The sequence below is a fragment of the Brevundimonas sp. Br13 genome, assembly GCF_055391505.1.
Genome location: NZ_AP044008.1, coordinates 1,797,910 through 1,818,676 on the forward strand (window position 1 = coordinate 1,797,910; position 20,767 = coordinate 1,818,676).

The following is a 20,767-nucleotide window of genomic DNA, read 5'->3' on the forward strand; positions in this document are numbered from 1 at the left end:
GAACTGTCACTAAGTCGTCTTATTCCGCTGACCATTCGCGGGCAGTAGTCGCGCCGCTTAGTCGCCGGATCGCCGGCCTTCTTTCGATTCGCGCCTGACCGCCTCGGACCCGGAATGATCTGGATTTACCTACTGATCCTCGTCGCGCTCAGCGTCGCCGCCTATCTGGGCGGTCGCGCCCTGGCCGTCCGCCGCGCCGTCGGGGCCAAGCCGCATTCGCGACCCGGACAGCATGGCGCCTACGCCCTGATCTGGGTCGCCGCGCCGGCCCTGCTGGTTCTGGTGCTGATGAGTCTGTTCTCGGCGCCCCTGGAGCGGCAGCTGACCGCAGTGGACACGCCGCCGGAGGTGGCCGCCCTGGATCCGTTCCGTCGCGACGCTTTCTTCGCCGACGCCCATCGCCTCGGTCGCGGCGAGCCCGCCCTTCAGATCTGGGAACGGCCCCTGGCCGAGCAGCTCCCGGTCGAAGCGCGCCGCATGGTCAGTATCGAGCGCACCTTGAAGTGGGGCGGGGGACTGGCCGCCGTCCTGGCCGCCGTCCTGGGCGGTCTGTTCGCCATGACCCAAATCCGTCCCCAGACACGCGCGCGCAACCGGGTGGAAGGCTGGGTGTACGGCGCCCTGTTCGTCTGTTCCGCCATCGCCGTTCTGACGACGATCGGCATCATCGCCTCCCTGGCCTTCGACTCCTTCCGCTTTTTCCAGCGGGTCCCGATCTTCGACTTCCTGTTCGGAACCCAGTGGAGCCCCCAGATCGCCATCCGCGCCGACCAGGTGGGATCGACCGGGGCCTTCGGCGCCGTGCCCCTGTTCGCGGGCACCCTGCTGATCATGGCGATCGCCATGTGCGTGGCCGCGCCGATCGGACTTCTGTCGGCCATCTATCTGTCGGAATACGCCGGGCCCGGCACGCGGGCGGTGGTCAAGCCGCTGCTGGAGATTCTGGCCGGGGTGCCGACGGTGGTCTACGGCTTCTTCGCCGCCTTGACCGTGGGGCCGCTCCTGCGGGTCTTCTTCAATGAAATCGGGCTGTTTCTGATCGGCGGACCGCTGGACGGCCTCGGTCATTATCTGGCCCTGGTGCAGAACCAGATGGCTCTGACGGCCGGCGCTGTGATGGGGATCATGCTGATCCCCTTCGTCTCCTCCCTGTCGGATGACATTCTGAACGCCGTGCCCCAGACCCTGCGCGACGGCTCCTTCGCCATGGGCGCCACCCAGTCGGAGACGGTGAAGCGGGTTCTTCTGCCGGCCGCCCTGCCGGGCATCGCCGGCGCCCTGCTGCTGGCCGTGTCGCGCGCGATCGGCGAGACCATGATCGTGACCATGGCGGCGGGCCTTGCGGCCAACCTGACCTTCAATCCGCTGGACACGGTGACCACCGTCACGGTCCAGATCGTCACGCTGCTGACCGGCGACCAGGAGTTCAACAGCGCCAAGACCCTGTCGGCCTTCGGCCTGGGGTTGACCCTGTTCATGGCGACCCTGGTGCTCAACATCGTCGCCCACCGCATCGTGCAGACCTATCGGGAACAATATGACTGACGCGACCTCCGATCGCCTCGCCGGCGCGACCGACAGGACGCGGCTGGACCGACTGCGCGCCGGGCTGAAACGACGCCACGCCAAGGAGGCGCGGTTCAAATGGTATGGCCGTCTGGCCATCGCCGCCGCCGTCCTGTTCCTGGCGATCCTTCTGGTGCGGATCGTGGAGCAGGGGCACACCGCCTTCTACACCCATACGGTGACCGTCCCGGTCTATATGGACCCGGCCCGCGTGGATCGGGCCTATCCTCAAGGGTCCAACTTCGAGCAATTGGCCGCCGAGCAGCAGCTGGCGCGCTGGGGCGTTCAGGACGACGCTGCCGGTCGCGCCTCGGCCGAAATGCGCGGCCTGTTCTCGTCCGAGCTGAAGTTCGTCGCCGCCGACCTAGTCGCCAAACGCCCGGACGTCATCGGCGAGACCGTGCCCCTGGCCGCGCCCCTATCGGACGATGCGGACCTGTATCTGAAAGGCGAGATTTCGAAATCGACCCCTGAAGACCAGCGCCGTCTGACGGATCGGCAGATCGCCTGGTTGGAGCGGATGCAGGCCGAGGGGGTGGTGGGGGCGCACTTCAACACCGCCCTGTTCACCAACGGCGACTCGACCCAGCCGGAACTGGCGGGCGTGCTGGGCGCGGTGGTGGGTTCGGCCCTGATGCTGATGGTCACCGCCCTGATCGCCATTCCGCTGGGCGTCGGCGCAGCGGTCTGGTTGGAGGAGTTCGCGCCCAAGAACAGGCTGACCGACATCATCGAGGTCAATATCAACAACCTCGCAGCCGTGCCCTCGATCGTCTACGGCCTGTTGGGCCTGGCGCTGTTCATCAACTGGATGCACCTGCCGCGCGCCAGTCCCCTGGTCGGCGGCCTGGTCCTGGCTCTGATGGCCCTGCCGACCCTGGTCATCGCCACCCGGTCCTCGCTGAAGGCGGTGCCGCCCTCGATCCGGGAGGCGGCCCTGGCCATGGGCGCCTCGCGCACCCAGACGGTGTTCAGCCACGTTCTGCCCCTGGCCATGCCGGGCGTGATGACCGGCGCCATCATCTCCATGGCCCACGCCCTGGGCGAAACCGCGCCCCTGCTGCTGATCGGCATGGTCAGCTTCGTGCCGGGCGTGCCGCACGCCATCGACCAGCCGGTCGGCGCCCTGCCGTCGCTGATCTACATTTGGGAAAACGCCTCTGAACGCGCCTTCCACGAACGCACGGCTGCGGCGATCATCGTTCTGCTCGTCTTCATGATCATCATGAACGCGGCGGCTATCATCTTGAGGCGGCGCTTCGAGCGCCGGTGGTAAGAGCATGAAAACTCGCATCTTCCGTTCTGCTGAAGACCAGACCGGCGCCGGGACGGCCGATCCGACCGACGCCGTGCGCATGGGCGGTCAGGTTCTGCCTGCGGCCGTGAGCGAAGCGTCCGAAACGGCTGGCGACGCAGACCGGATCGAGGCCGCCGCCGAATCTTCGCGCCAGGCGGACCAGACGGTCGTGGCTACGCCGCCCACCGGCCCGATCAAGATCGCCGCGCGCGACGTTTCGGTCTTCTACGAGGGCAAACAGGCCCTCTTTGAGGTGTCGCTGGACATACCAGACAAGACGGTCACGGCCCTGATCGGTCCTTCTGGCTGCGGCAAGTCGACCTTCCTGCGCACCATGAACCGCATGAACGACACCATCTCCGGGGCCAAGGTCACGGGGCGGATCGCCATGGACGGCGAAGACATCAACGACCGCTCCATCGACCCGGTCCTGCTGCGCGCGCGGGTCGGCATGGTATTCCAGCGTCCGAACCCCTTCCCCAAATCGATCTACGAAAACGTCGCCTACGGCCCCAAGATCCACGGCCTGGTCTCGGCGAAGTCCGAGATGGACGGCGTGGTCGAAAGCGCCCTGAAACGCGCGGGCCTTTGGGATGAAGTCGCCGATCGCCTTCAGTCCTCGGCCATGGGCCTGTCGGGCGGCCAGCAGCAGCGTCTGGTGATCGCCCGCGCCATCGCCGTGAACCCCGAAGTGATCTTGATGGACGAGCCCTGCTCGGCGCTTGATCCCATCGCCACCGCCCGGATCGAAGAGCTGATCGACGAACTGCGCGAGCGGTTCTGCATCGTCATCGTCACCCACTCCATGGCCCAGGCGGCCCGGGTGTCGCAACGCACGGCCTTCTTCCACATGGGGCGTTTGGTCGAGACCGGCGACACCGAAGACATCTTCCAGAATCCGCGCGAGCGGCGCACCCTGGACTACATCACGGGACGCTTCGGCTAATGAACCAGCACACGGTCAAGGCTTACGGCGACGAGCTGAATCAGATCACGGCCGAGATCGCCCGCATGGGCGGTCTCGCCGAGGCCCAGGTCGCAGATGCGATCGACTCTGTCGCCCGGCGCGACATCGCCCTGGCCCGCGCCGTGGTCGAGCGGGACCTCAAGCTCGACGCCCTGCACCGTGACATCGAAAAGAAGGCCATTCGCCTGATCGCCCTGCGCCAGCCGGTCGCCAGCGACCTGCGCCGCACCCTGGGCGCCATGAAGATCGCGACCGACCTGGAACGCACCGGCGACCTGGCCAAGAACATCGCCAAGCGCGCCCTGATCCTGGCCGAGGGGGAGCCCATGCAACCCCTGACCCGGTCGATCGAGCGGATGGGGCGGCTGGTCTCGACCCGGCTGCGGGACGTGCTGGACGCCTATACGGCCTCAGAGCTGGATCGCGCCGTCGCCGTCTGGCAGACCGACGACGAGGTCGATGAGCATTACAACGCCCTGTTCCGCGAACTGCTCACCTATATGATGGGCGACCCGCGCACGATCGGGGCCTGCACCCATCTGCTCTTCATGGCCAAAAACCTGGAGCGGATCGGCGACCACGCGACCAATATCGCCGAGACCGTGCACTACGAAATCACCGGCGAAGACATCGTGGGCGAACGCCCGCGCGCCCAACCCACGGCCGAAGATTCCGATCCGACGCCGAACCTTTCGACGCACTGACCCGAGACCGGAGACCCGACGTGCAGCCCTATATCCTTGTGATGGAAGACGAGGACGCGCTGGCGACCCTGCTTCAGTACAACCTTGAAAAGGAAGGCTACGACGTCACCGTCGCCGCCGACGGCGAGGAGGGGATGCTCCAGATCGACGAGCGCCAGCCCGATCTCGTTCTGCTGGACTGGATGCTGCCCAAGCTGTCGGGCATCGAGGTCTGCCGTCGCATCCGGGGCAAGGCCGAGACGCGCAACCTGCCCATCATCATGCTGACGGCTCGCGGCGAGGAAAGCGATAGGGTGCGGGGGCTGGATACCGGCGCCGACGACTATCTGACCAAGCCCTTCTCGATGGTCGAGCTGATCGCCCGCATCCGCGCCGTCTTGCGCCGCATCCGTCCGGGTCTTGCCGACGACCGCCTGAACCACGGCGACATCATCGTCGACCGCGTCTCCCATCGGGTGAAGCGGTCTGGGCAGGAAGTCCATCTGGGGCCGACCGAGTTCCGCCTGCTGGATCACTTCATGCAGCATCCGGGCCGGGTCTTCAGCCGCGAGCAGCTGCTGGACGCCGTGTGGGGGTCGGACGTCTATGTCGAGGCGCGCACAGTGGACGTCCACGTGGGCCGTCTGCGCAAGGCCCTGGCCATCGGCGACGACAGCGCCAATCCGATCCGCACGGTCCGCTCAGCCGGCTATTCGCTGGATCTGGAAGGCTGATCAGCCCTCAGCGCCGGACGCGCCAGGTGCCGGGCTCGATCACCGGCCCCGGATGGGCTTGAACCGATCGATTTGACGCCGTCTGGACGGGGAGGGGAATGGGCGTCGCCGCCTCAAGGCGTCGCTCGATTTCAGGCTCTACCGCACGGGCGATCCGGGGCGCCGCGTCTTCGGCCATGAGGATGTGATGCGGACCAAGGGGAAGCAGAGGCGTGACCCCGTCTTCGCTCTCCAGTCCGTCGGGCAGGCAGGCGGACCGGTCAAATCCATAGAGGTGGCTGGCCAGGTCGAATACGCCGCGTTCCACCAGGGTGCGGACCCCCAGTTGCATCGGCTCCAACTGGCTGGCGCCTCCCGATATGTCGAAGACGTTGCCGTCCAGAAAGTCGAAGACGCCGGCCTTGATCTCTCGGCCGATCAACTGCTTCTGATAGGAGGCGACGGCCGCGACCTGTTGGCTGACGGAATCCACCAGGCGCAGGTCGATGGCGATATTCATCACATAGGCGCTGTTGCGGAAACTGCCCTTGGCGCCCTGGCTGTCCACCTCGCCCCCGGCGGCGTCGACGCCCGAAGATCGGATGTTGTAGTTCAGCTCGGTGACGCCGCCGACGATGTAGTAGCGCGAACCCGCGATCTGACCGGTCAGGACCGGTCGGGGGGCAAGAGCCGTCGCATCGGCCGGAACGACGGTCGAGACCACCTCGGGGTCCGGTTCCGACGGCGTCCGGGGCGCGATCGTCGCGGCAGGCGTCGTTTCGCCGATCAGGGCCCCGGACAGAGCCCCCGTCTGGGCGTAGGCCAGCTCGATGTCGGACACGGAGCGGTCATAGCGTTCGACCACCGGCAGTCCGGCCCTGCCCAAGGCGGTCATGGCGAAAAGCGCGGCGCCCTGGCTGACTTTTCGTCCAGTGTCCCAGTCGTTCTTGCCGGTCAGGTCCGAAATGGCCCCCACGGCCAAGGTCGGCCCGCGCAGGCTCTGGGCGCGCGCCGCCCGTGCAAGGCACTCCAGCGATTGAGTGTAGGGCGTCGGGTTCGGTGTCGCCGGCGCGCCCCCCAGGGTGCGGGCGTAAAGCCCGGTCGCCGGATCGTAATGGGCGCCGACACAGCCGGACATTCCAACGGCCGCGACGCACAGGGCGGCGGTCATTTGTATCGACAGGCGCTGCATGGCGCCTTGAATGCCCCAAATCCGTGAAGATTCAGGAAAGCGTCAGGAGCCGGGCAGGGCGGCGTAGGTCGGCAGCGTCGGACCGGACGGATTGGCGGCCGGGTTCAGACAGTCGGCGGTCGCGTTCCCGCCCTGAAGATTGGCGATCAGCTGAAATACGCCCCGCTCGACGAGCGTGCGCACCGCCGCTTGCAAAGGCTCCATGGCGCCGCGTCCGCCGTTCAGATTGGCGCCGTAGTCTCCGACCGTCCCGACCAGCCCCAGGCTGGCGTCGCGCCCAGTCACCTGTTTCTGGAAAGAGGCCATGTCGATCACCTGCTGTGTGCGGGTGTCCACCAGGCGCAGATCGACGGCGACGTTCATCACATAGCCGGTCGTGGACGCCGTGCCCCGCACCCCGGCTGCGGCCGCCTCTCCGACCGTGGCCTTCAGACCGGAGGAGGCGATATTGTAGTTCAGCTCGGTGACGCCGCCGACGATGTAGTACTGCGACCCGGCGATCTGGCCCGCATAGATGGGGCGGAAGTTCTGTGGATCGGAGCCCGCCCGTTCGGGGGTGTCCGACAACAGATGTTGGCGGGCGTAGTTCAGCTCGATCTCCGCGACGGAATTGTCCAGCCGTTCAACAACGGGAACGCCCGCCTTACCCAGGGCGGTGATGGCGAACAGGGCCGCGCCCTGGGGGATTTTGGCGCCAGTGTCGAAATCCACGCGCCCCGTCAGGTCGGAAATCCGGCCGACCGAGATGCGCGGGGCCGGGCGTCCCGCCGCACGTTCCGCCAGGCAGGTCAAGGCAGGTGTATAAGGAGTCGGATTGGAGGTGACAGGGGCGTCGCCGATCGGCGGGACATAGTTCTGGCGCGTCTCAGCCGACGCCAGGGCGGGCGTCAGTCCCAGACCAGCGGCGATAACGAGCGCGGCGGCGCGAAGGGCGATCGGCGACATGTGTCGTTCCTGAACAGTCTTAGGTCTCTCGACGGTTGAAACGCACCGTTCGGGCCAGCGAGAAATTCGCCCGGAAAACGAAAACACCCGTCGGCGAACCGACGGGCGTCCAGCCTTCCCTGATCGAAGACCTATTGTCCGGTCGTGTTGCGTCCGGTCACTGTGGTGGTCGCATTGATCGGGGCGTTGTTGATCTGTGTCGAATCCAGCACCACCGTGTTCCAGGAACCGTTGACGTTGACGTTGATCTGATTGCCGATCGCCGTCGAACTGGCGGTCAGGGCCCCCGCCGTGAAGCTGTCTGCGCCGGAGCGGAAGAAGTCCGCCCCGGAGGTCTGGCCGTTGGCGTTGACGTTGATCTGGCTTCCGCCCTGACCGTCCTGGATCACCCCGTTCATGATGACGCGGTTGTTGTTCGCATCACGGGTGGACGGATTGAAGGCGGTGGACAGGGTGCGGCGGGCCCCACCGTATCCGGCCTCCATCTGGGCGACGCTGGACTGGGCCTGAACCGCGCTTGCAGCGGCGAGAAGGCTCAGAACGGAGAGCGCAAGCAGCCGGTGTCTCATTTAAGTCTCCTCGCCTGATCTGTGGCGGGACGCGACCGCGGCCGCGTCCCGCCGTAGGATCAGAAGCCCTTGACGGTCAGGCTGTTGCCGATCGACGTGGCGGCGGCGTCGATCTTGCCGGAGACGGCGCCGACCGACAGGTTCGTCACGGCGTTCAGAGGCGCGGCGTGGGCGAACTGGTTGGAGGACAGGTTGGCCACGTCGGCGGTCACATTGGCGATGTTGCCGCCGGCGATGGCGCTGACGGTCAGATCGCCGCCGACCGAACCCAGCTCGGCGTTGACCACGGCCGACGGATCGCGGTTCAGGATTTGCTGGTTCAGATCGATGCGGCCCGCCTGGGCCACGTCCACCGACGTGTTGTTGGCGATGGCGCTGGAGTTCAGGGTGACGTCCGAGGCCGCGTCGCCGATCTTGGCGTTCAGCGTAGCGTAGGCCTCGCCTTGGAAGACTTGGTTCGAAGACAGGGATTCGACCGACCGGCCCTCGGCCTTGAAGTTGTTGCCGATGGAGGTGGCGGCGGCGGTCACGGTGTCGGCGGCGTGACCGATTGTGGTGTTGACCGTGGCGTTCAAGATCGAGTTCGTGCCGTCGATGCGCTGGGTGTTGGCGATCGACTTGCTCCAGACTGCGTCATAGCAGGGGTCGGTGGGGCGGCAGGTGTTGCTGGTGGTGGTCGTGGTGGCGGTCTGGGCGAAGGCGACAGGCGCGACGCTCAGAGCGGCCAGTGCGGCGGCGGCGGCGATGGCGGTTTTCATGGCGATGTCTCGAATTCGGTCAGAGGGACGGTCCTCCGTCCCCCAGGTCGCAAACACCATGCCTGAATGCCCGATCAGATCTGGGCCGCCACCACCTCGTCCGGTTCCAAGGCGTAGACCGTGGCGCAATATTCGCAGGTGACGTGGATACGCCCGTCGTCCTCGATCATTTCGGCCCGTTCGGCCGGGTCGAAGGAGGCCAGGACCGAGGCGATGCGGTCCTTGGAACACCGACAGACGGCCGTCAGCGGTCGCGCACCCTCCAGCCGGACCCCGTCCTCGTGGAACAGGCGGAACAGCAGGGTTTCGGGCGTGATGGTGGGGTCGATCAGTTCGTCGTCGGCCAGGGTGCCGAACAGGGCGCGGGTGCGGTCCCAGACTTCCTCGGTCGAGCCGCGCGTCTCGTCGCCGGCGATGATCTGGATCATCGCCCCGCCGGCGCGCCACTGGACCCCGGCGCCGGTCTGGACCGAGCCGACGGCTAGGCGCACCTTGGTCGGCACCTGTTCTGACTGCTGGAAATAGTGTTCGGCGCACAGGGACAGGCTCTCGCCCTCGATCGGGGTGATGCCTTGCGTTCGTTCGAAATCAGGACCGCGGTCCAGGGTCATGATGAAAACGCCCTGACCCAGCAGGGTCCGGGCGCCCGGCCGCGCGAAGCCCTGAGAGGCCGCCGCCACCTCGTCCTCGTCATAGCGGCAATAGCCCCGCAGAGAGCCGTCCGTGCCATAGTCGGCGACGACATAGCGCACCGGCCCGTCGCCCTGGGCCTGGACCAGGAGCCGGCCTTCGAACTTCAGGCTGGAGCCGATCAGGGCCGCCAGGGCGCAGGCTTCGCCCAGCAGGGCGGCGACCGGCTCAGGATAGGCGTGGGCGGCCAGTATGGTGTCGATCGCCGCGCCCAGCCGAACCAGGCGACCGCGCACGGGCCAGCCCTCGATCTGGAAGGCGGCGGCCAGGTCGTCGGAAACAGCGGATTGGGGCGCGTGATCGGTCACGGCAAGGTCCTTGGAAGGCGTCATTTCGGGATCGGGGCTATTTAGGCGCCCGAGACCGGCTTGGTAAGAGGCGCCCCCAACATCCCGCCGGCCGCGCCTCAAGGGCTTGCGCCTGCGCCCAAGCCAGGCATCTTTCTATCTGACCCGGTCGGGTGGGGCGGAACCGTTTTTGGCGCGGTTCGCTCCTTCGCTGATGCGGAACCGCCGTTCCGCCTATCGGCCGAACGACGGCGGGCGCCGTGACCCGACCGCGAACGGTCTGGATGAAGAGGTTCACTATCCTATGGTTCGTAACTTCAACGCCTTGGACGAAGTCCGCAAACATCCGGGCGTCAGCGCCGGGACCCTGGCCGCCCTTCTGGTCGGCGCCGGTCTGGCCATCTATCTGTCGCAGCGCAGCGGCCCGACCCGCTATGAGCGGATCAAGATGCGGATGAATCCCCGCGGCTGGGTCGATACGGCCGATCTCCGCGACCGGTTGCATGACGCCGTGGACGCTTTCCGCCACCGGGCCGAAGACGCCGGGGAATGGGCCGGCGAGCGCGCCGGCGAATGGTCGCGCGAAGCGCGTCACCGGGCCGCCGACGGCGCCCGTTACGCCCGCGCCCGCGCCGACGGCTGGTTCCACGCAACTCGCAAGGGCTCCAAGAAGGCGCTGAAGAAACAGGGCAAGAAGGCGCGTCACTACGCCGATGAAGCCGGCGCCTACGCCCGGGATCATGCGCGGGAGGGCGGGGCCTTGCTCGCCGTCGCGACCCTTGCGGCTGCGATCGGCGCCGTCGTTCTGGAAAGCCGCCGGCCGGACAGCCGCGTGCGCCGTATCGCCCGGTTCTGAGATTTCTTGCCGCCCGCAGCTCGGAATATCGCGGCGGGCGGCAAGGATTAAGCGCAACTGATAGCCTTCTTCAGCACGCCTCGGCTTTGCCGCAGGCGCGAAGGCGGCTAAGACGCGCTCCATGACTGCGCGCCCCACCCTGATCTTCGACTTTGATTCGACCCTGGTCGATTTCGAGACACTGGAAGCCTTGGCCGACCTCGCCTTGGCGGACTCGCCCCAGGCTGAGGCGACGCGGGCCGAGATCGCCGCCCTGACCGATCAGGCCATGGCGGGCGACCTCGCTTTTGGGGAGGCGCTGCGTCGGCGTCTGGCCCTGCTGCCCCTGACCCGCGACCATGTGCAGTCCCTGGCGGAGCGCGCGTCCGACCGGCTGACCGCCTCTGTGCGGCGCAATCTGAACTTCTTCCAGCAGCACAAGGGCAGGGTGGTCATTCTGTCCGGCGGCTTCCGCGAGGTGATCGCGCCGGTGGCCGAACTGCTGGGCGTTTCGCCCGACCGGGTGCTGTGCAACGACCTGATCTATGACGCGGACGGGCGGGTGACGGGCGTCGACGACGCCAATCCCCTGTCCCACGCCGACGGCAAGCCGGCGGTGATCCACGCGCTGAACCTGTCGGGTCGCGTCGTCATGGTCGGCGACGGCTGGAACGACGCCGAGGTCAAGCTGGCAGGAGGGGCCGACGCCTTCTACGCCTTCACCGAGGTCGCGCGCCGTCCGTCGGTGATCGAGGTCGCCGACGCCGAAGCCGCTTCTCTGGATGAGGTGCTGCACGCCGAGGGCCTGTCGGGCCGCTGGTCCTTTCCGCGCAGCCGGATGAAGATGTTGCTGCTGGAGAACATCCACCCCGTAGCCGTCGAGCGGCTGGAGGAGGCCGGCTATTCCGTCGAGACCATGAAGGGCGCCTTGGACGAGGACGATCTGATCGCCGCCATCAAGGGCGTGCATGTGTTGGGCATCCGCTCGAAGACCACCGTCAGCCGCCGTGTGCTGGAGGAGGCCGATCGGTTGATGGCGGTGGCCGCCTTCTGCATCGGCACCAACCAGATCGACTTAGAGGCCGCCGCCGATCACGGGGTGGCGGTGTTCAACGCCCCCTATTCGAACACCCGCTCGGTCGTGGAACTGGCCATCGGACTGATGATCGTCCTGATGCGCGACGTGCCCGACAAGTCGGCCGCCATGCACGTCGGAAAATGGAACAAGTCGGCGACCGGGTCCAAGGAGCTGCGCGGCAAGACCCTGGGCATCGTCGGTTACGGCGCCATCGGCAGCCAGCTGTCGGTGCTGGCCGAAAACCTGGGCATGCGGGTGCTGTTCTACGACCTGTCGGAACGGCTCGCCCTGGGCAACGCCCGGCGCATGCGGTCGCTGGACGCCCTCTTGGCCGAGAGCGACGTCGTGACGCTGCACGTCGACGGCCGGCGCGAAAACGCCAACATCTTCGGCGCGGCCCAGTTCGCCCGGATGAAAGAGGGGGCGTTGTTCCTGAACCTGTCGCGTGGCCATGTGGTCGACGTCGGCGCCCTGGCCCAGGCCATGGGGTCCGGCCGGATCGCCGGGGCTGCGGTCGATGTCTTCCCGGAAGAACCGCGCACCAATTCCGACCCATTCGAAAGCCCGCTTCAGGGGCTGAAGAACATGATCCTGACGCCGCACATCGGCGGATCGACCGAGGAGGCCCAGGAAGCCATCGCCGAGTTCGCGGCCGAGCGCCTGCTGGGCTATCTGAACCGAGGCGACACCACCTTCAGCGTCAATCTGCCGAATGTGCAACTGGCCGAGGTCTCCGGCGCGCACCGCATCCTGCACATCCACAAGAACCAGCCGGGGGTCTTGGCCGACCTTAACCGGGCGCTCGCGGCGGCGGGTCTGAACATCCTGGGTCAGCATCTGAAGACCGACGAACGCACCGGCTATGTCATCACCGATGTGGACAAGGACTACGATCCGGAGGCGCTGCGCACGCTGAAGACGGTGATCGGCACCCTGAAGTTCCGCACCCTGCATTAAGCGTCTGCGACATATTCTTTCCGAAGACTGACGTAACGGCATCTTGCGCTCTTCGCAGAGTGGCGCATCCTCCCGACCTAACGGCCGCGACACAGACGGCTGTGGGAGGAACATATGTCACGCTATCTCAACGGCGCCGCCGCCGCGGCCCTGGCGCTCGCCGCCTGCGCCTTCGCGGGTTCGGCCTCGGCCCAGACCTATAATCGCCTGGTCGTCTTCGGCGACAGTCTGAGCGACAACGGCAACCTCTATCTGGCCTCGGCGGGCACGCAGCCGCCGTCGCCGCCCTATTATCAAGGCCGGTTCTCTACCGGCCCGGTCTTTACGGAGTTGCTGGGCTTCAACGCCGTCAACTTCAACGGGTCGGTCAGCGGCAGCATCAACTACGCCTTCGGCGGCGCCCGTACCGATTCGTCGGCCGGCCCGCCGCCAGGCATGCTGACCCAGTTGGCCGCCTACACCAGCCGCGGCGGAACCTTCGGGGCCAATGACCTGGTCAGCGTCCTGGGCGGCGCCAATGACATCTTCCAGGGTCTGCCTGCCGCCGGCGCCTCCTCCAGCCCGGTCGCCGCCATCACCCCGGTCGCGACCGGCGCGGCGGCCAACGTCAACAGCCTGGTCAACAGCGTGGCCGGAGCAGGCGCGGGGACCATACTGGTCACCAACCTGCCCAAACTCAGCCTGACGCCCCAGTTCCGAGGCACGACAGCGGCGCCCTTGGCGGATTATGCGGTGACCACCTTCAACACCGCCCTGCAAACGGGCCTGACCGCAACGGCGGCCGCCCGTCCAGGCAGCAACATCATCATGATGGACCTGTTCAAGATCGGCGACACCTTGGCGGCCAATCCCGGCCAATTCGGTGTGACCAACGTCACCCAGGCCTGTTTCAACGGGGTGACGGTCTGTTCGAACCCCGCCAGCTACTTCTACTTCGACGGGGTGCATCCGACCGCGACGGGGCACCAGATCATCGCCCGGCTGGCGACCGACTACCTCTATTATGGCGACATCGGCGCCCAGGCGGCCTTGCAGGGGGAGACCGCCTTCCGGCACCGTGAAGACGCGCTGGACGCCGCCAGCGAGGCCCTGTCCGGCCGCGAGGCCTGGGAGGCGGGCGTGGCGATCACCGCCTCGGCCATGGTCGACAGCGTCGAGACGGATGCGCGCGGCTCGGTCACCGATTCGTCCAGCGACGGCTGGGGTGCTCGCATCGCCCTGGAAGCCGGTCCGTCGGAACATTGGCGTTTCGGCATGGCCGGGACGGCCCGCACCAGCGACGTCGAAAGCCAGGCCTTGACCTTCAGCGTCGAAAGTTTCGGCCTGGACCTGTACGGCGGCTGGCGCTCGGGCGACCTGTTCGTCAATGCGGCGGTCGGGGTGGCGCGCGACAATATCGACGACATCGAACGCACAACCAGCCTGGCGCCGATCGTCCATACAGCCGAGACGCGCGCTCTCAGCACCGGCGCGCGTTTGCAGGGCGGGATGTGGTTCGAGATGGGGGGGCTGGCCCTGTCGCCTCGCGCCGCCGTCACCTGGGCGACCAGCGACGTCGACAGCTATTGGGAGCAGGGCGTCGCCGCCCAGTACCAGTACGAAGACCGCGAGATGAAGGCGATCAGCGGCGAGGTCGCTTTGCGGGCCGAGGCGGAGATGGGCCGTTTCGCCCTGTTCGCCGAGGGCGGCTATCGCGACGCCCTGGACGACAGTTCGGATCCGGTCCGCGTCGGCCTGTACAATAATCCGGCCCAGGTGCTGGAGCGTGAGGTGGAGGAACCCTTCGGCGGCCAGTTCCTGGCCTCGGCGGGGGTCGAGGGCTCGGTCGGCCCTGTGAAGGTGTCGGTAGCCTATCGTGGTCGCTACGGCGAACACGCCGACAGCCATATGGGCGGCGTCCAGCTGCGCCTGCCCCTGTAGGACGGAAGGCGGGGAAGGGGCCTCAGCGCCCCTTCTTGCGCACCCACATGGCGGCGTCGGCCTCGGTCAGCCAGACCTCGGCGTCGGTATGGCCGTCCCAGGCGCGGACCCCGAACGAGCCCCCCAGGGGGGTGCGTTCGCCGTTCCAGACGAAGCCTTCGGTCTCCAGAGCCTCGGCCAGCTGTCGCGCCTTGGCCCGCCCGTCTTCCTGGCCGGCGTTCAGCATCAAGAGGGCGAATTCGTCACCGCCCAGGCGGCCCACGGCGTCGGATTCCCGCAGATGGCCGATCATCAGCCGCGCAACGGCCACCAGGGCCGCATCCCCGGCGGCGTGGCCCAGGCGGTCGTTGACCCCCTTGAACCCATCCATATCCAGATAAAGCAGGACTGCCGGCACCTCATGCCGCTGGCAATAGGCCATGGCCCTTTGTAGGGCGGCGACGAAGCCTCGACGGTTCAGGGCCGGGGTCAGGACGTCGTGATCGGCCGCCGCCTCGGCCGCCGCCGCGCGCTGTTTCCAGGCGTCCAGCTCGGCGCGCAGGCGCGCGATCTCGGCGGTCAGGTCGTGTTCGGCCACGTCGGTCACGGCGCAGGCAGGCTCCGGCGGCGCGACTCAGACGGACGCGCGATAGGTCGATGTTAGAGGCTGGACGGCAGAGATTGAAGGCGGCGCGGCGCGGATTCCGGCGATGAACCGGCGCTGTTCGGTTGCGGCGGCGCCCCGTGTGCTGTAACGGGCGCCTTTCCGCGAGGGGCCTTGAACTATGGCGACTTCCGCAACGCCGGTGGCAATCATCATGGGCAGCCGTTCGGACTGGCCGACGATGAAGCTGGCCGCCGACAAGCTGGATCAGCTGGGCGTCGCCTGGACGGCCAAGGTCGTCAGCGCCCACCGCACCCCGCAGCGACTGGTCGAGTTCTCCACCGGCGCCAAGGCGGCGGGCTTCAAGGTCATTATCGCCGGAGCCGGGGGCGCCGCCCATCTGCCGGGCATGGCCGCCTCGATGACGGACCTGCCGGTGCTGGGCGTCCCGGTTCAGTCCAAGGCCCTGAAGGGCATGGATAGTCTGCTGTCGATCGTGCAGATGCCGGCCGGCGTCCCGGTCGCCACATTGGCCATCGGCGAGGCGGGCGCCGCCAACGCCGGCATCCTCGCTGCCCAGATCCTGGCCCTGTCGGATGAAGCCCTGGCCCAGCGCCTCGCCGCCTTCCGGGCCGCCCTGACCGATTCCGTCGCCGAAACCGTCGAGGACTGAGTGCCCCAGCTTCCGCTTCCCCCAGGCTCCACCCTCGGCATCCTCGGCGGAGGACAGCTGGGTCGGATGCTGAGCCAGGCCGCCTCGCGCCTGGGCTTCGACGTCGTGATCCTGGATCCGGAACCGAACAGCCCTGCGGGCCGCGTGTCCCATAGCCAGATCGTCGCCGCCTATGACGATCCCGAGGCCCTGACGGCGCTCGGCCGCGCCGCCGACGTCGTGACCTTCGAGTTCGAGAATGTGCCGGCCGCCTCCATCGAGCGGCTGGCCGAGGCCGGCGCCCTGGTCGCGCCGGGGCCGACGGCGCTTCGCGTGTCGCAGGACCGGGTGGACGAAAAGACCTTCCTGAACGCCGTCGGCGCCCCGACGGTGGATTTCGCCGTGGTCGATACGCTGGACGACCTGGTCGTCGGCCTGACGGAGCTGGGCCTGCCCGCCCTGCTGAAGACCCGGCGCGAAGGCTATGACGGCAAGGGCCAGGTCTGGATCCACGCCATCGAGGACGCGCCCGCCGCCCTGGAAAGCCTGGGCGGCCGTCCGGCGATCCTGGAGGCCAGGGCGACCTTCGTGCGCGAACTGTCGGTCATCGCCGCCCGCGACTGGGACGGTCATATGGCGGTCTATCCGCTGGGCGAGAACCGGCACGAGGGCGGGGTGCTGCGCACGACCCTGGCCCCCGCGGCCGTCGACGAAAAGACCCAGGTGCGCGCCCGCGCCATCGCCGAGGCGATCCTGGACGGTCTGGACTATGTGGGCGTGATCGGGGTCGAGCTGTTCGACCTCGGAGACGACGTTCTGCTGGTCAATGAGATCGCCCCGCGCGTCCACAATACCGGCCACTGGACTCAGGACGGCTGCGTCTGTGACCAGTTCGAACAGCATATCCGCGCGGTGGCCGGCTGGCCCCTCGGCCCCACGGCGGCCCATGCCCGGATCGAGATGAAGAATCTGCTGGGCGACGAGGTCGATCAATGGCGCGCCCTGTCGGCCAAGGCCGATGAACGGCTGCACCTCTACGGCAAGGCCGAGGCCCGACCGGGCCGCAAGATGGCCCATGTGAACCGGGTGTTGGGGACGGTCTGAGGCCGTCTGTGGCGATCGCTTCGGTCAGCGACCCGATTCGTCGACGATGTGAGCCAGCGCCAGTCGCCCGACGAAGGCTCGTCCCGGATTGTCGCCGGCGCACCATTCGTGCGGGCTGAACAGGTCGAACAGGCCGATCTTGGCCAGTGTGGGCACGGCCAGTTCCAACTGGCGCTCCACATCGCCCCGTGCGCCCTGATTATAATGTTCGATGTTGAGCAACATGGTGGCGACCGTGCCGGTCTGGACCGTGCTGCCGTCCTTCAACTTCACAGCGGGCAGGCGTTCCCCATCCGCCACAAGCTTCTGGTTGATCGCGTTCAAGGCGGTCGTGTGAAGAATCTCGTCGGCCATGCGCATCGCTCCTGGGACTGAAGCTTAGCTGGCGCTCACCCGTCTCGAATGCAACGCTGCGCAGCGACAAAGGAGCGAAAGCGGCGAGACGGGCGCCTAACCTCGCGCCCCATAACGGATGCGACTCAGCACATCCGTCACCTTGCGGAACGGCGCCTCGAAATCCTTGCCAGCCTTCCACTTTTCGAAGGCCATGACGTTTTCGATGCGGCGAGCGACAAAGGCTTCCGCCGCCTCGCTGCCGTCGAACCAGCGCATCGTCAGGGCGGGAATCAGTATGCCCGACAGGATGGTCCGCTTCGAATAGTGGTTCCAGTCGGTCGATTCATCCCCCGCCCAGCGCCACAGATGGTCCGCCGTCTCCCACGCCAGCTTCAGCCCCAGATCGGCATTGACGGGCAGGGCCAGGAAGGCGGCGCAGCGGCGCGTCGCCTCCAGGTCGGTCGCGCCCGCCTCCATCCGTGCAGACACGGCGCGGGCGATTCGCTCGCGAATCTTCAGCGACTTGGGATCGACGGCGCCCAGGGCCTCCAGGGCGCGCGCATCGTGACGGCGCGACAGCAGGGCCGCCAGATCCCGCGCGCCGTTGGGCAGCAGCAGTTCCTCATCCCCCAGCGACAGGCCGCAGGCTTCGCACGCCTCCCGGACCAGCCGGGCGTTCCAGCCCAGGGCGGGGGCGCGGGCGACGGCGGCGTCCAGCACGGTCTGTTCGGTCTGATCGGCCCAATCGTCGGTCTGTGTCATGGGCGGATCATACGCCCGTCTTTTCGGGGTTTCGAGCCTGGAAGAATGGTTGCGACGAACTGGACAGACGCGGCGGGCTCGTGTATCAGCCCGCCTTCATCCGAGAGCCTCGCTCCCGGGAGAGGATTTTATTTGTCTGCCCGTCTCCCTTCGAAAGGACGCGGCGGGCGGCCAAAGGAGAGATACCCCTGGTTCAGATTTTCGTCCGCGACAACAACGTCGATCAAGCGCTGAAAGCCCTCAAGAAGAAGATGCAGCGCGAAGGCAGCTTCCGTGAAATGAAGCGCCACGTGCACTATGAAAAGCCGTCGGAAAAGCGCGCCCGCCAAAAGGCCGAGGCCGTCCGTCGCGCCCGCAAGCTGGCCCGCAAGCGCGCCCAACGCGAGGGCCTGCTGCCCGCGCCCAAGCCGCGCGTCCCCGGCGGCCGCTAAGGCTCAGCCCTAAGGGGCTCAGGCGTAGGCCGAAAGATCAAAGGCCGCTTCCTTCGGGAAGCGGCCTTTTTCTTGTCGCCTCCGTGGTGCGAGGCGGAGAGGAGGCGGCGCCTCATCCCCGTCCCGTCACCGCCCGTCCGAACGTCTTCCAGCTCAGCTTCACGTCCGACAGGGCGCCGGCGCGGAAGGCGCGACCGGCGATCCAGACCATCAGGGCGGCGGTGGCGAACATGCCGATCAAGGTCAGAACGATCTCGATCAGGGGCGGATCGCTGGGCGCACGCGCGCTCATCAGGAAGGGGGTGAAGAAGGGAATCCATGACAGGACCTTCACCACCGGCGCATCGGGGCTGGTCAGGGCCATCTGCATGACCAGGATCGGCACGACCAGGATCATCATGATCGGCCCCATCAGGGTCTGGGCGTCGCGCGGCGTCTCGCAGAAGGCGCCGATGGCTGCGAACAGCACGGCGTACATCAGATAGCCGCCGACCATATAGGCGATGAAATAGAAGACCAGGCCGCCGTCCAGCAGCACCTGGCCGATCGTCGCCGCCGTATCGGGCGAGGCCGACGTCAGCACCGAGGTTCCGATTCCCGCCCAGACCGCCAGCACCGTCAAGGTCAGCATCGCCACCCCCAGCACCTTGCCGGTCAGGATTTCCGAGGCGGAGGCCGAGGACAGCAGCACCTCCAGAATCTTGTTCGACTTCTCCTCCATCACGCTGTTCAGCAGGATGGAGGCGCCGGTGATCACCAGCGACCACAGCAGGAAGCCGGCGCCCAGGCCGATGAAGGCCGGGATTCGATCACGCATCGACACCTCGCCCCCGCTGGCGGCGTTGGGCGAAAAGGCCTTCACCTCGGGCTTGAAGGATTCGATCTGCTCGACCAGGGACGGGGCGACGCCTGCAGCGGTCAGGGCCTGGTCGCGATAGCCGGTCCGCAGGGCGTTGCGGACGAAGTCGGCGACGTCATTGTCCATGGCCCGCGCGGTCCAGACCTGGGCCTGGGGTTTGCCGTCGACGCGGCTCAAGAAGACCACGGCGTCCACGCGCCGGTCCTTGGACGCATCCTTGTCCAGCACCTCGCGCAAGGCCGCCTCACGTGCGGCGCCGGGCGCCGCGACGGTGAGGGCGGGCGGGGCGTCGATCAGCCGCATCTTCGGACCGCTGATGGAGGCGGCGGCGCGGCCGGCCGCGGCCTGGCCCTTCTGGGCTGCTTCCTGCACCCGCTCCGCCAGACGGTCCTTCTCTTCCTGAAGGGCGGCGCGCACCTCGGCGGCCAGGCCGGTCGCCGCCGGACCGTCCTCGATCACCGTCACTACCTTGATCGGTTCCGCCGAGCGGATCAGCAGGGGGATGCCCCCGCCCAGGACGGCGAACATCGGAAAGGCCAGAAGCGACAGCCAAAAGCCCACGGTCTTGGCGTAGGCGACATATTCGCGGCGGGCGATCAGCAGGGTGCGTTTCATTGGACCGCCTCCGGGCGGACGGCGGGTTGATCGGGATTGTCGCCGGTCAGGCCGATGAAGGCGTCGTGCAGGGTCGGTTCCTTCAGGGCGAAGCCCCGGACGTCCAGCCCGCTCAGGAAGGCGGCCTTCAGCGTGTCCTGGCCCCCCGCGCCGGCCGCGAGCACGATCTTCAGTCGGCGCACCCCGTCCTGATCGGACAGGGTCTCGACCCCCGCCACGCCGGGCAGGGCGCCGGCCGCCTCGGGCGAGATGGCGCCTTCCAGGTCCAGGACGCGGGGGGAGGTGGCCTTGGCCTCCTCAACCGTGCCTTCGAACGCCTTACGCCCCTTGGCCAGCAGCACCACCTTGTCGCACAGCCGTTCGGCGTGCTGCATCACATGGGTCGAGAACAGGACCGTCGCCCCGTCCGCCGCCAGGCCGCGGATCATCTCCTCCAGCCCCTGCTGGTTCATCGGATCGAGGCCCGAGAAGGGCTCGTCCAGGATGACGAACTCGGGCCGGTGCACCACGGCGGCGATCAACTGGACCTTCTGAGCCATCCCCTTGGACAGCTCCTTCATCTTCTTCTTCTGCGCCGCGCCCAGGCCCTGCTGCTCCAGCAACTGCCTCGCGCGCTTCTTGCCTTCGTGAGAGGGGAGGCCCTTCAGGGCGCCGAAGAAGGCGATGGCCTCCACCGGGGTCATCTTCTTGTAGAGACCGCGCTCCTCAGGCAGGAAGCCGATCCGGTCGCGGACCAGCCGCCCGTCCGGCGCGCCCAGGATGGCGATCCGGCCCGAGGTCGCCGGTTGCAGCCCCAGGATCATCCGCAGGGTCGAGGTCTTGCCCGCGCCGTTCGGCCCCAGAAAGCCGCAGATCGAGCCCTTGGGCACTTCGAAGCTCAGATCGCGCACGGCGTCGAAACCGCCGTACCGCTTGCTCACGCTCTCCAGCGTCAACGCAGCCGTCATTCCGTCTCCCCTTATGGTTGC

The 20,767-nt window shown here is 67.4% G+C and carries 21 protein-coding genes; 11 read left to right on the plus strand and 10 right to left on the minus strand.

Annotation, left to right across the window (positions count from 1 at the left end; genetic code table 11):
• Positions 1-114: 114 nt before the first annotated feature.
• Genes pstC through phoB form a run of 5 tightly spaced genes read left to right on the plus strand, consistent with a single transcriptional unit; the run spans position 115 to position 5,247 of the window.
• A complete protein-coding gene (gene pstC / locus ACZ5M6_RS08790; protein ID WP_464158192.1) occupies positions 115-1,545 on the plus strand; it encodes a phosphate ABC transporter permease subunit PstC in 1,431 nt (476 codons plus the stop codon).
• Positions 1,538-2,842, plus strand: a complete 1,305-nt coding sequence (gene pstA / locus ACZ5M6_RS08795) for a phosphate ABC transporter permease PstA (RefSeq protein WP_054765400.1) — start codon at positions 1,538-1,540, stop codon at positions 2,840-2,842. The genes pstC and pstA overlap by 8 nt, the downstream gene beginning before the upstream one ends.
• 4 nt (positions 2,843-2,846) lie before the next feature.
• A complete protein-coding gene (gene pstB, locus ACZ5M6_RS08800; RefSeq protein WP_054765401.1) occupies positions 2,847-3,809 on the plus strand; it encodes a phosphate ABC transporter ATP-binding protein PstB in 963 nt (320 codons plus the stop codon).
• Positions 3,809-4,534 (plus strand): phosphate signaling complex protein PhoU, encoded by a 726-nt coding sequence (gene phoU, locus ACZ5M6_RS08805; protein WP_054765402.1) that lies wholly within the window; start codon positions 3,809-3,811, stop codon positions 4,532-4,534. Before pstB ends, phoU begins: the two co-directional genes overlap by 1 nt.
• Before the next feature lie 20 nt (positions 4,535-4,554).
• Positions 4,555-5,247 (plus strand): phosphate regulon transcriptional regulator PhoB, encoded by a 693-nt coding sequence (phoB, locus tag ACZ5M6_RS08810; protein WP_464158195.1) that lies wholly within the window; start codon positions 4,555-4,557, stop codon positions 5,245-5,247.
• Positions 5,248-5,254: 7 nt separating this feature from the next.
• On the opposite strand, the gene ACZ5M6_RS08815 is transcribed toward phoB, so the two are convergent.
• The 5 genes from ACZ5M6_RS08815 to ACZ5M6_RS08835 form a co-directional block, all read right to left on the minus strand.
• Complete coding sequence (locus ACZ5M6_RS08815; protein WP_464158197.1) at positions 5,255-6,418, minus strand: CsgG/HfaB family protein; 1,164 nt, start codon at positions 6,416-6,418, stop codon at positions 5,255-5,257.
• A gap of 42 nt (positions 6,419-6,460) precedes the next feature.
• A complete protein-coding gene (hfaB, locus tag ACZ5M6_RS08820; protein WP_409614011.1) occupies positions 6,461-7,363 on the minus strand; it encodes a holdfast anchoring protein HfaB in 903 nt (300 codons plus the stop codon).
• 131 nt (positions 7,364-7,494) lie between these two features.
• Positions 7,495-7,932, minus strand: coding sequence for a holdfast anchoring protein HfaA (gene hfaA, locus ACZ5M6_RS08825; RefSeq protein ID WP_182713917.1), 438 nt, complete (start codon positions 7,930-7,932; stop codon positions 7,495-7,497).
• A gap of 59 nt (positions 7,933-7,991) precedes the next feature.
• Positions 7,992-8,690 (minus strand): hypothetical protein, encoded by a 699-nt coding sequence (locus ACZ5M6_RS08830; RefSeq protein WP_054765407.1) that lies wholly within the window; start codon positions 8,688-8,690, stop codon positions 7,992-7,994.
• A gap of 74 nt (positions 8,691-8,764) precedes the next feature.
• Positions 8,765-9,688 carry an Hsp33 family molecular chaperone gene (locus ACZ5M6_RS08835; protein WP_054766903.1) on the minus strand — a complete coding sequence of 308 codons (924 nt, stop codon included), beginning with the start codon at positions 9,686-9,688 and terminating at the stop codon, positions 8,765-8,767.
• A gap of 169 nt (positions 9,689-9,857) precedes the next feature.
• Here ACZ5M6_RS08835 and ACZ5M6_RS08840 point away from each other — a divergent pair, with 169 nt between their 5' ends.
• From ACZ5M6_RS08840 to ACZ5M6_RS08850, 3 genes are all read left to right on the plus strand, one after another.
• Positions 9,858-10,523, plus strand: coding sequence for a YtxH domain-containing protein (locus ACZ5M6_RS08840; protein ID WP_227975895.1), 666 nt, complete (start codon positions 9,858-9,860; stop codon positions 10,521-10,523).
• Between the two features lie 121 nt (positions 10,524-10,644).
• Complete coding sequence (serA, locus tag ACZ5M6_RS08845; protein ID WP_464158200.1) at positions 10,645-12,537, plus strand: phosphoglycerate dehydrogenase; 1,893 nt, start codon at positions 10,645-10,647, stop codon at positions 12,535-12,537.
• Positions 12,538-12,651: 114 nt separating this feature from the next.
• Positions 12,652-14,457 (plus strand): autotransporter domain-containing protein, encoded by a 1,806-nt coding sequence (locus ACZ5M6_RS08850; protein ID WP_464158201.1) that lies wholly within the window; start codon positions 12,652-12,654, stop codon positions 14,455-14,457.
• Between the two features lie 22 nt (positions 14,458-14,479).
• Here ACZ5M6_RS08850 and ACZ5M6_RS08855 read toward each other — a convergent pair whose 3' ends face one another.
• Positions 14,480-15,043 carry a GGDEF domain-containing protein gene (locus ACZ5M6_RS08855; protein ID WP_287105792.1) on the minus strand — a complete coding sequence of 188 codons (564 nt, stop codon included), beginning with the start codon at positions 15,041-15,043 and terminating at the stop codon, positions 14,480-14,482.
• Between the two features lie 178 nt (positions 15,044-15,221).
• Here ACZ5M6_RS08855 and purE point away from each other — a divergent pair, with 178 nt between their 5' ends.
• On the plus strand, positions 15,222-15,713 hold the full coding sequence (gene purE / locus ACZ5M6_RS08860; protein WP_152949906.1) for a 5-(carboxyamino)imidazole ribonucleotide mutase: 492 nt from the start codon (positions 15,222-15,224) through the stop codon (positions 15,711-15,713).
• Positions 15,714-16,796 (plus strand): 5-(carboxyamino)imidazole ribonucleotide synthase, encoded by a 1,083-nt coding sequence (locus tag ACZ5M6_RS08865; RefSeq protein ID WP_054765412.1) that lies wholly within the window; start codon positions 15,714-15,716, stop codon positions 16,794-16,796.
• 24 nt (positions 16,797-16,820) lie between these two features.
• Here ACZ5M6_RS08865 and ACZ5M6_RS08870 read toward each other — a convergent pair whose 3' ends face one another.
• Both ACZ5M6_RS08870 and ACZ5M6_RS08875 read right to left on the minus strand, forming a co-directional pair.
• Positions 16,821-17,150 carry a DUF7709 family protein gene (locus tag ACZ5M6_RS08870; RefSeq protein WP_182713922.1) on the minus strand — a complete coding sequence of 110 codons (330 nt, stop codon included), beginning with the start codon at positions 17,148-17,150 and terminating at the stop codon, positions 16,821-16,823.
• A gap of 96 nt (positions 17,151-17,246) precedes the next feature.
• Positions 17,247-17,894 carry a COQ9 family protein gene (locus ACZ5M6_RS08875; protein WP_464158203.1) on the minus strand — a complete coding sequence of 216 codons (648 nt, stop codon included), beginning with the start codon at positions 17,892-17,894 and terminating at the stop codon, positions 17,247-17,249.
• Between the two features lie 188 nt (positions 17,895-18,082).
• Between ACZ5M6_RS08875 and rpsU the strand changes: the two genes are divergently transcribed.
• Complete coding sequence (rpsU, locus tag ACZ5M6_RS08880; RefSeq protein WP_087120183.1) at positions 18,083-18,325, plus strand: 30S ribosomal protein S21; 243 nt, start codon at positions 18,083-18,085, stop codon at positions 18,323-18,325.
• A 112-nt stretch (positions 18,326-18,437) separates the two neighbouring features.
• On the opposite strand, the gene ACZ5M6_RS08885 is transcribed toward rpsU, so the two are convergent.
• A complete protein-coding gene (locus ACZ5M6_RS08885) occupies positions 18,438-19,799 on the minus strand; it encodes an ABC transporter permease (RefSeq protein ID WP_191558806.1) in 1,362 nt (453 codons plus the stop codon).
• Complete coding sequence (locus ACZ5M6_RS08890) at positions 19,796-20,746, minus strand: ABC transporter ATP-binding protein (RefSeq protein ID WP_464158205.1); 951 nt, start codon at positions 20,744-20,746, stop codon at positions 19,796-19,798. Before ACZ5M6_RS08890 ends, ACZ5M6_RS08885 begins: the two co-directional genes overlap by 4 nt.
• Positions 20,747-20,767 lie beyond the last annotated feature (21 nt).

Coding starts and splice junctions, on each gene's coding strand:
- pstC (WP_464158192.1), top strand. CDS start 115: ATGATCTGGATTTACCTACTGATCCTCGTCGCGCTCAGCGTCGCCGCC.
- pstA (WP_054765400.1), top strand. CDS start 1,538: ATGACTGACGCGACCTCCGATCGCCTCGCCGGCGCGACCGACAGGACG.
- pstB (WP_054765401.1), top strand. CDS start 2,847: ATGAAAACTCGCATCTTCCGTTCTGCTGAAGACCAGACCGGCGCCGGG.
- phoU (WP_054765402.1), top strand. CDS start 3,809: ATGAACCAGCACACGGTCAAGGCTTACGGCGACGAGCTGAATCAGATC.
- ACZ5M6_RS08815 (WP_464158197.1), bottom strand. CDS start 6,418: ATGCAGCGCCTGTCGATACAAATGACCGCCGCCCTGTGCGTCGCGGCC.
- hfaB (WP_409614011.1), bottom strand. CDS start 7,363: ATGTCGCCGATCGCCCTTCGCGCCGCCGCGCTCGTTATCGCCGCTGGT.
- hfaA (WP_182713917.1), bottom strand. CDS start 7,932: ATGAGACACCGGCTGCTTGCGCTCTCCGTTCTGAGCCTTCTCGCCGCT.
- ACZ5M6_RS08830 (WP_054765407.1), bottom strand. CDS start 8,690: ATGAAAACCGCCATCGCCGCCGCCGCCGCACTGGCCGCTCTGAGCGTC.
- serA (WP_464158200.1), top strand. CDS start 10,645: ATGACTGCGCGCCCCACCCTGATCTTCGACTTTGATTCGACCCTGGTC.
- ACZ5M6_RS08850 (WP_464158201.1), top strand. CDS start 12,652: ATGTCACGCTATCTCAACGGCGCCGCCGCCGCGGCCCTGGCGCTCGCC.
- purE (WP_152949906.1), top strand. CDS start 15,222: ATGGCGACTTCCGCAACGCCGGTGGCAATCATCATGGGCAGCCGTTCG.
- ACZ5M6_RS08870 (WP_182713922.1), bottom strand. CDS start 17,150: ATGGCCGACGAGATTCTTCACACGACCGCCTTGAACGCGATCAACCAG.
- ACZ5M6_RS08875 (WP_464158203.1), bottom strand. CDS start 17,894: ATGACACAGACCGACGATTGGGCCGATCAGACCGAACAGACCGTGCTG.
- ACZ5M6_RS08885 (WP_191558806.1), bottom strand. CDS start 19,799: ATGAAACGCACCCTGCTGATCGCCCGCCGCGAATATGTCGCCTACGCC.
- ACZ5M6_RS08890 (WP_464158205.1), bottom strand. CDS start 20,746: ATGACGGCTGCGTTGACGCTGGAGAGCGTGAGCAAGCGGTACGGCGGT.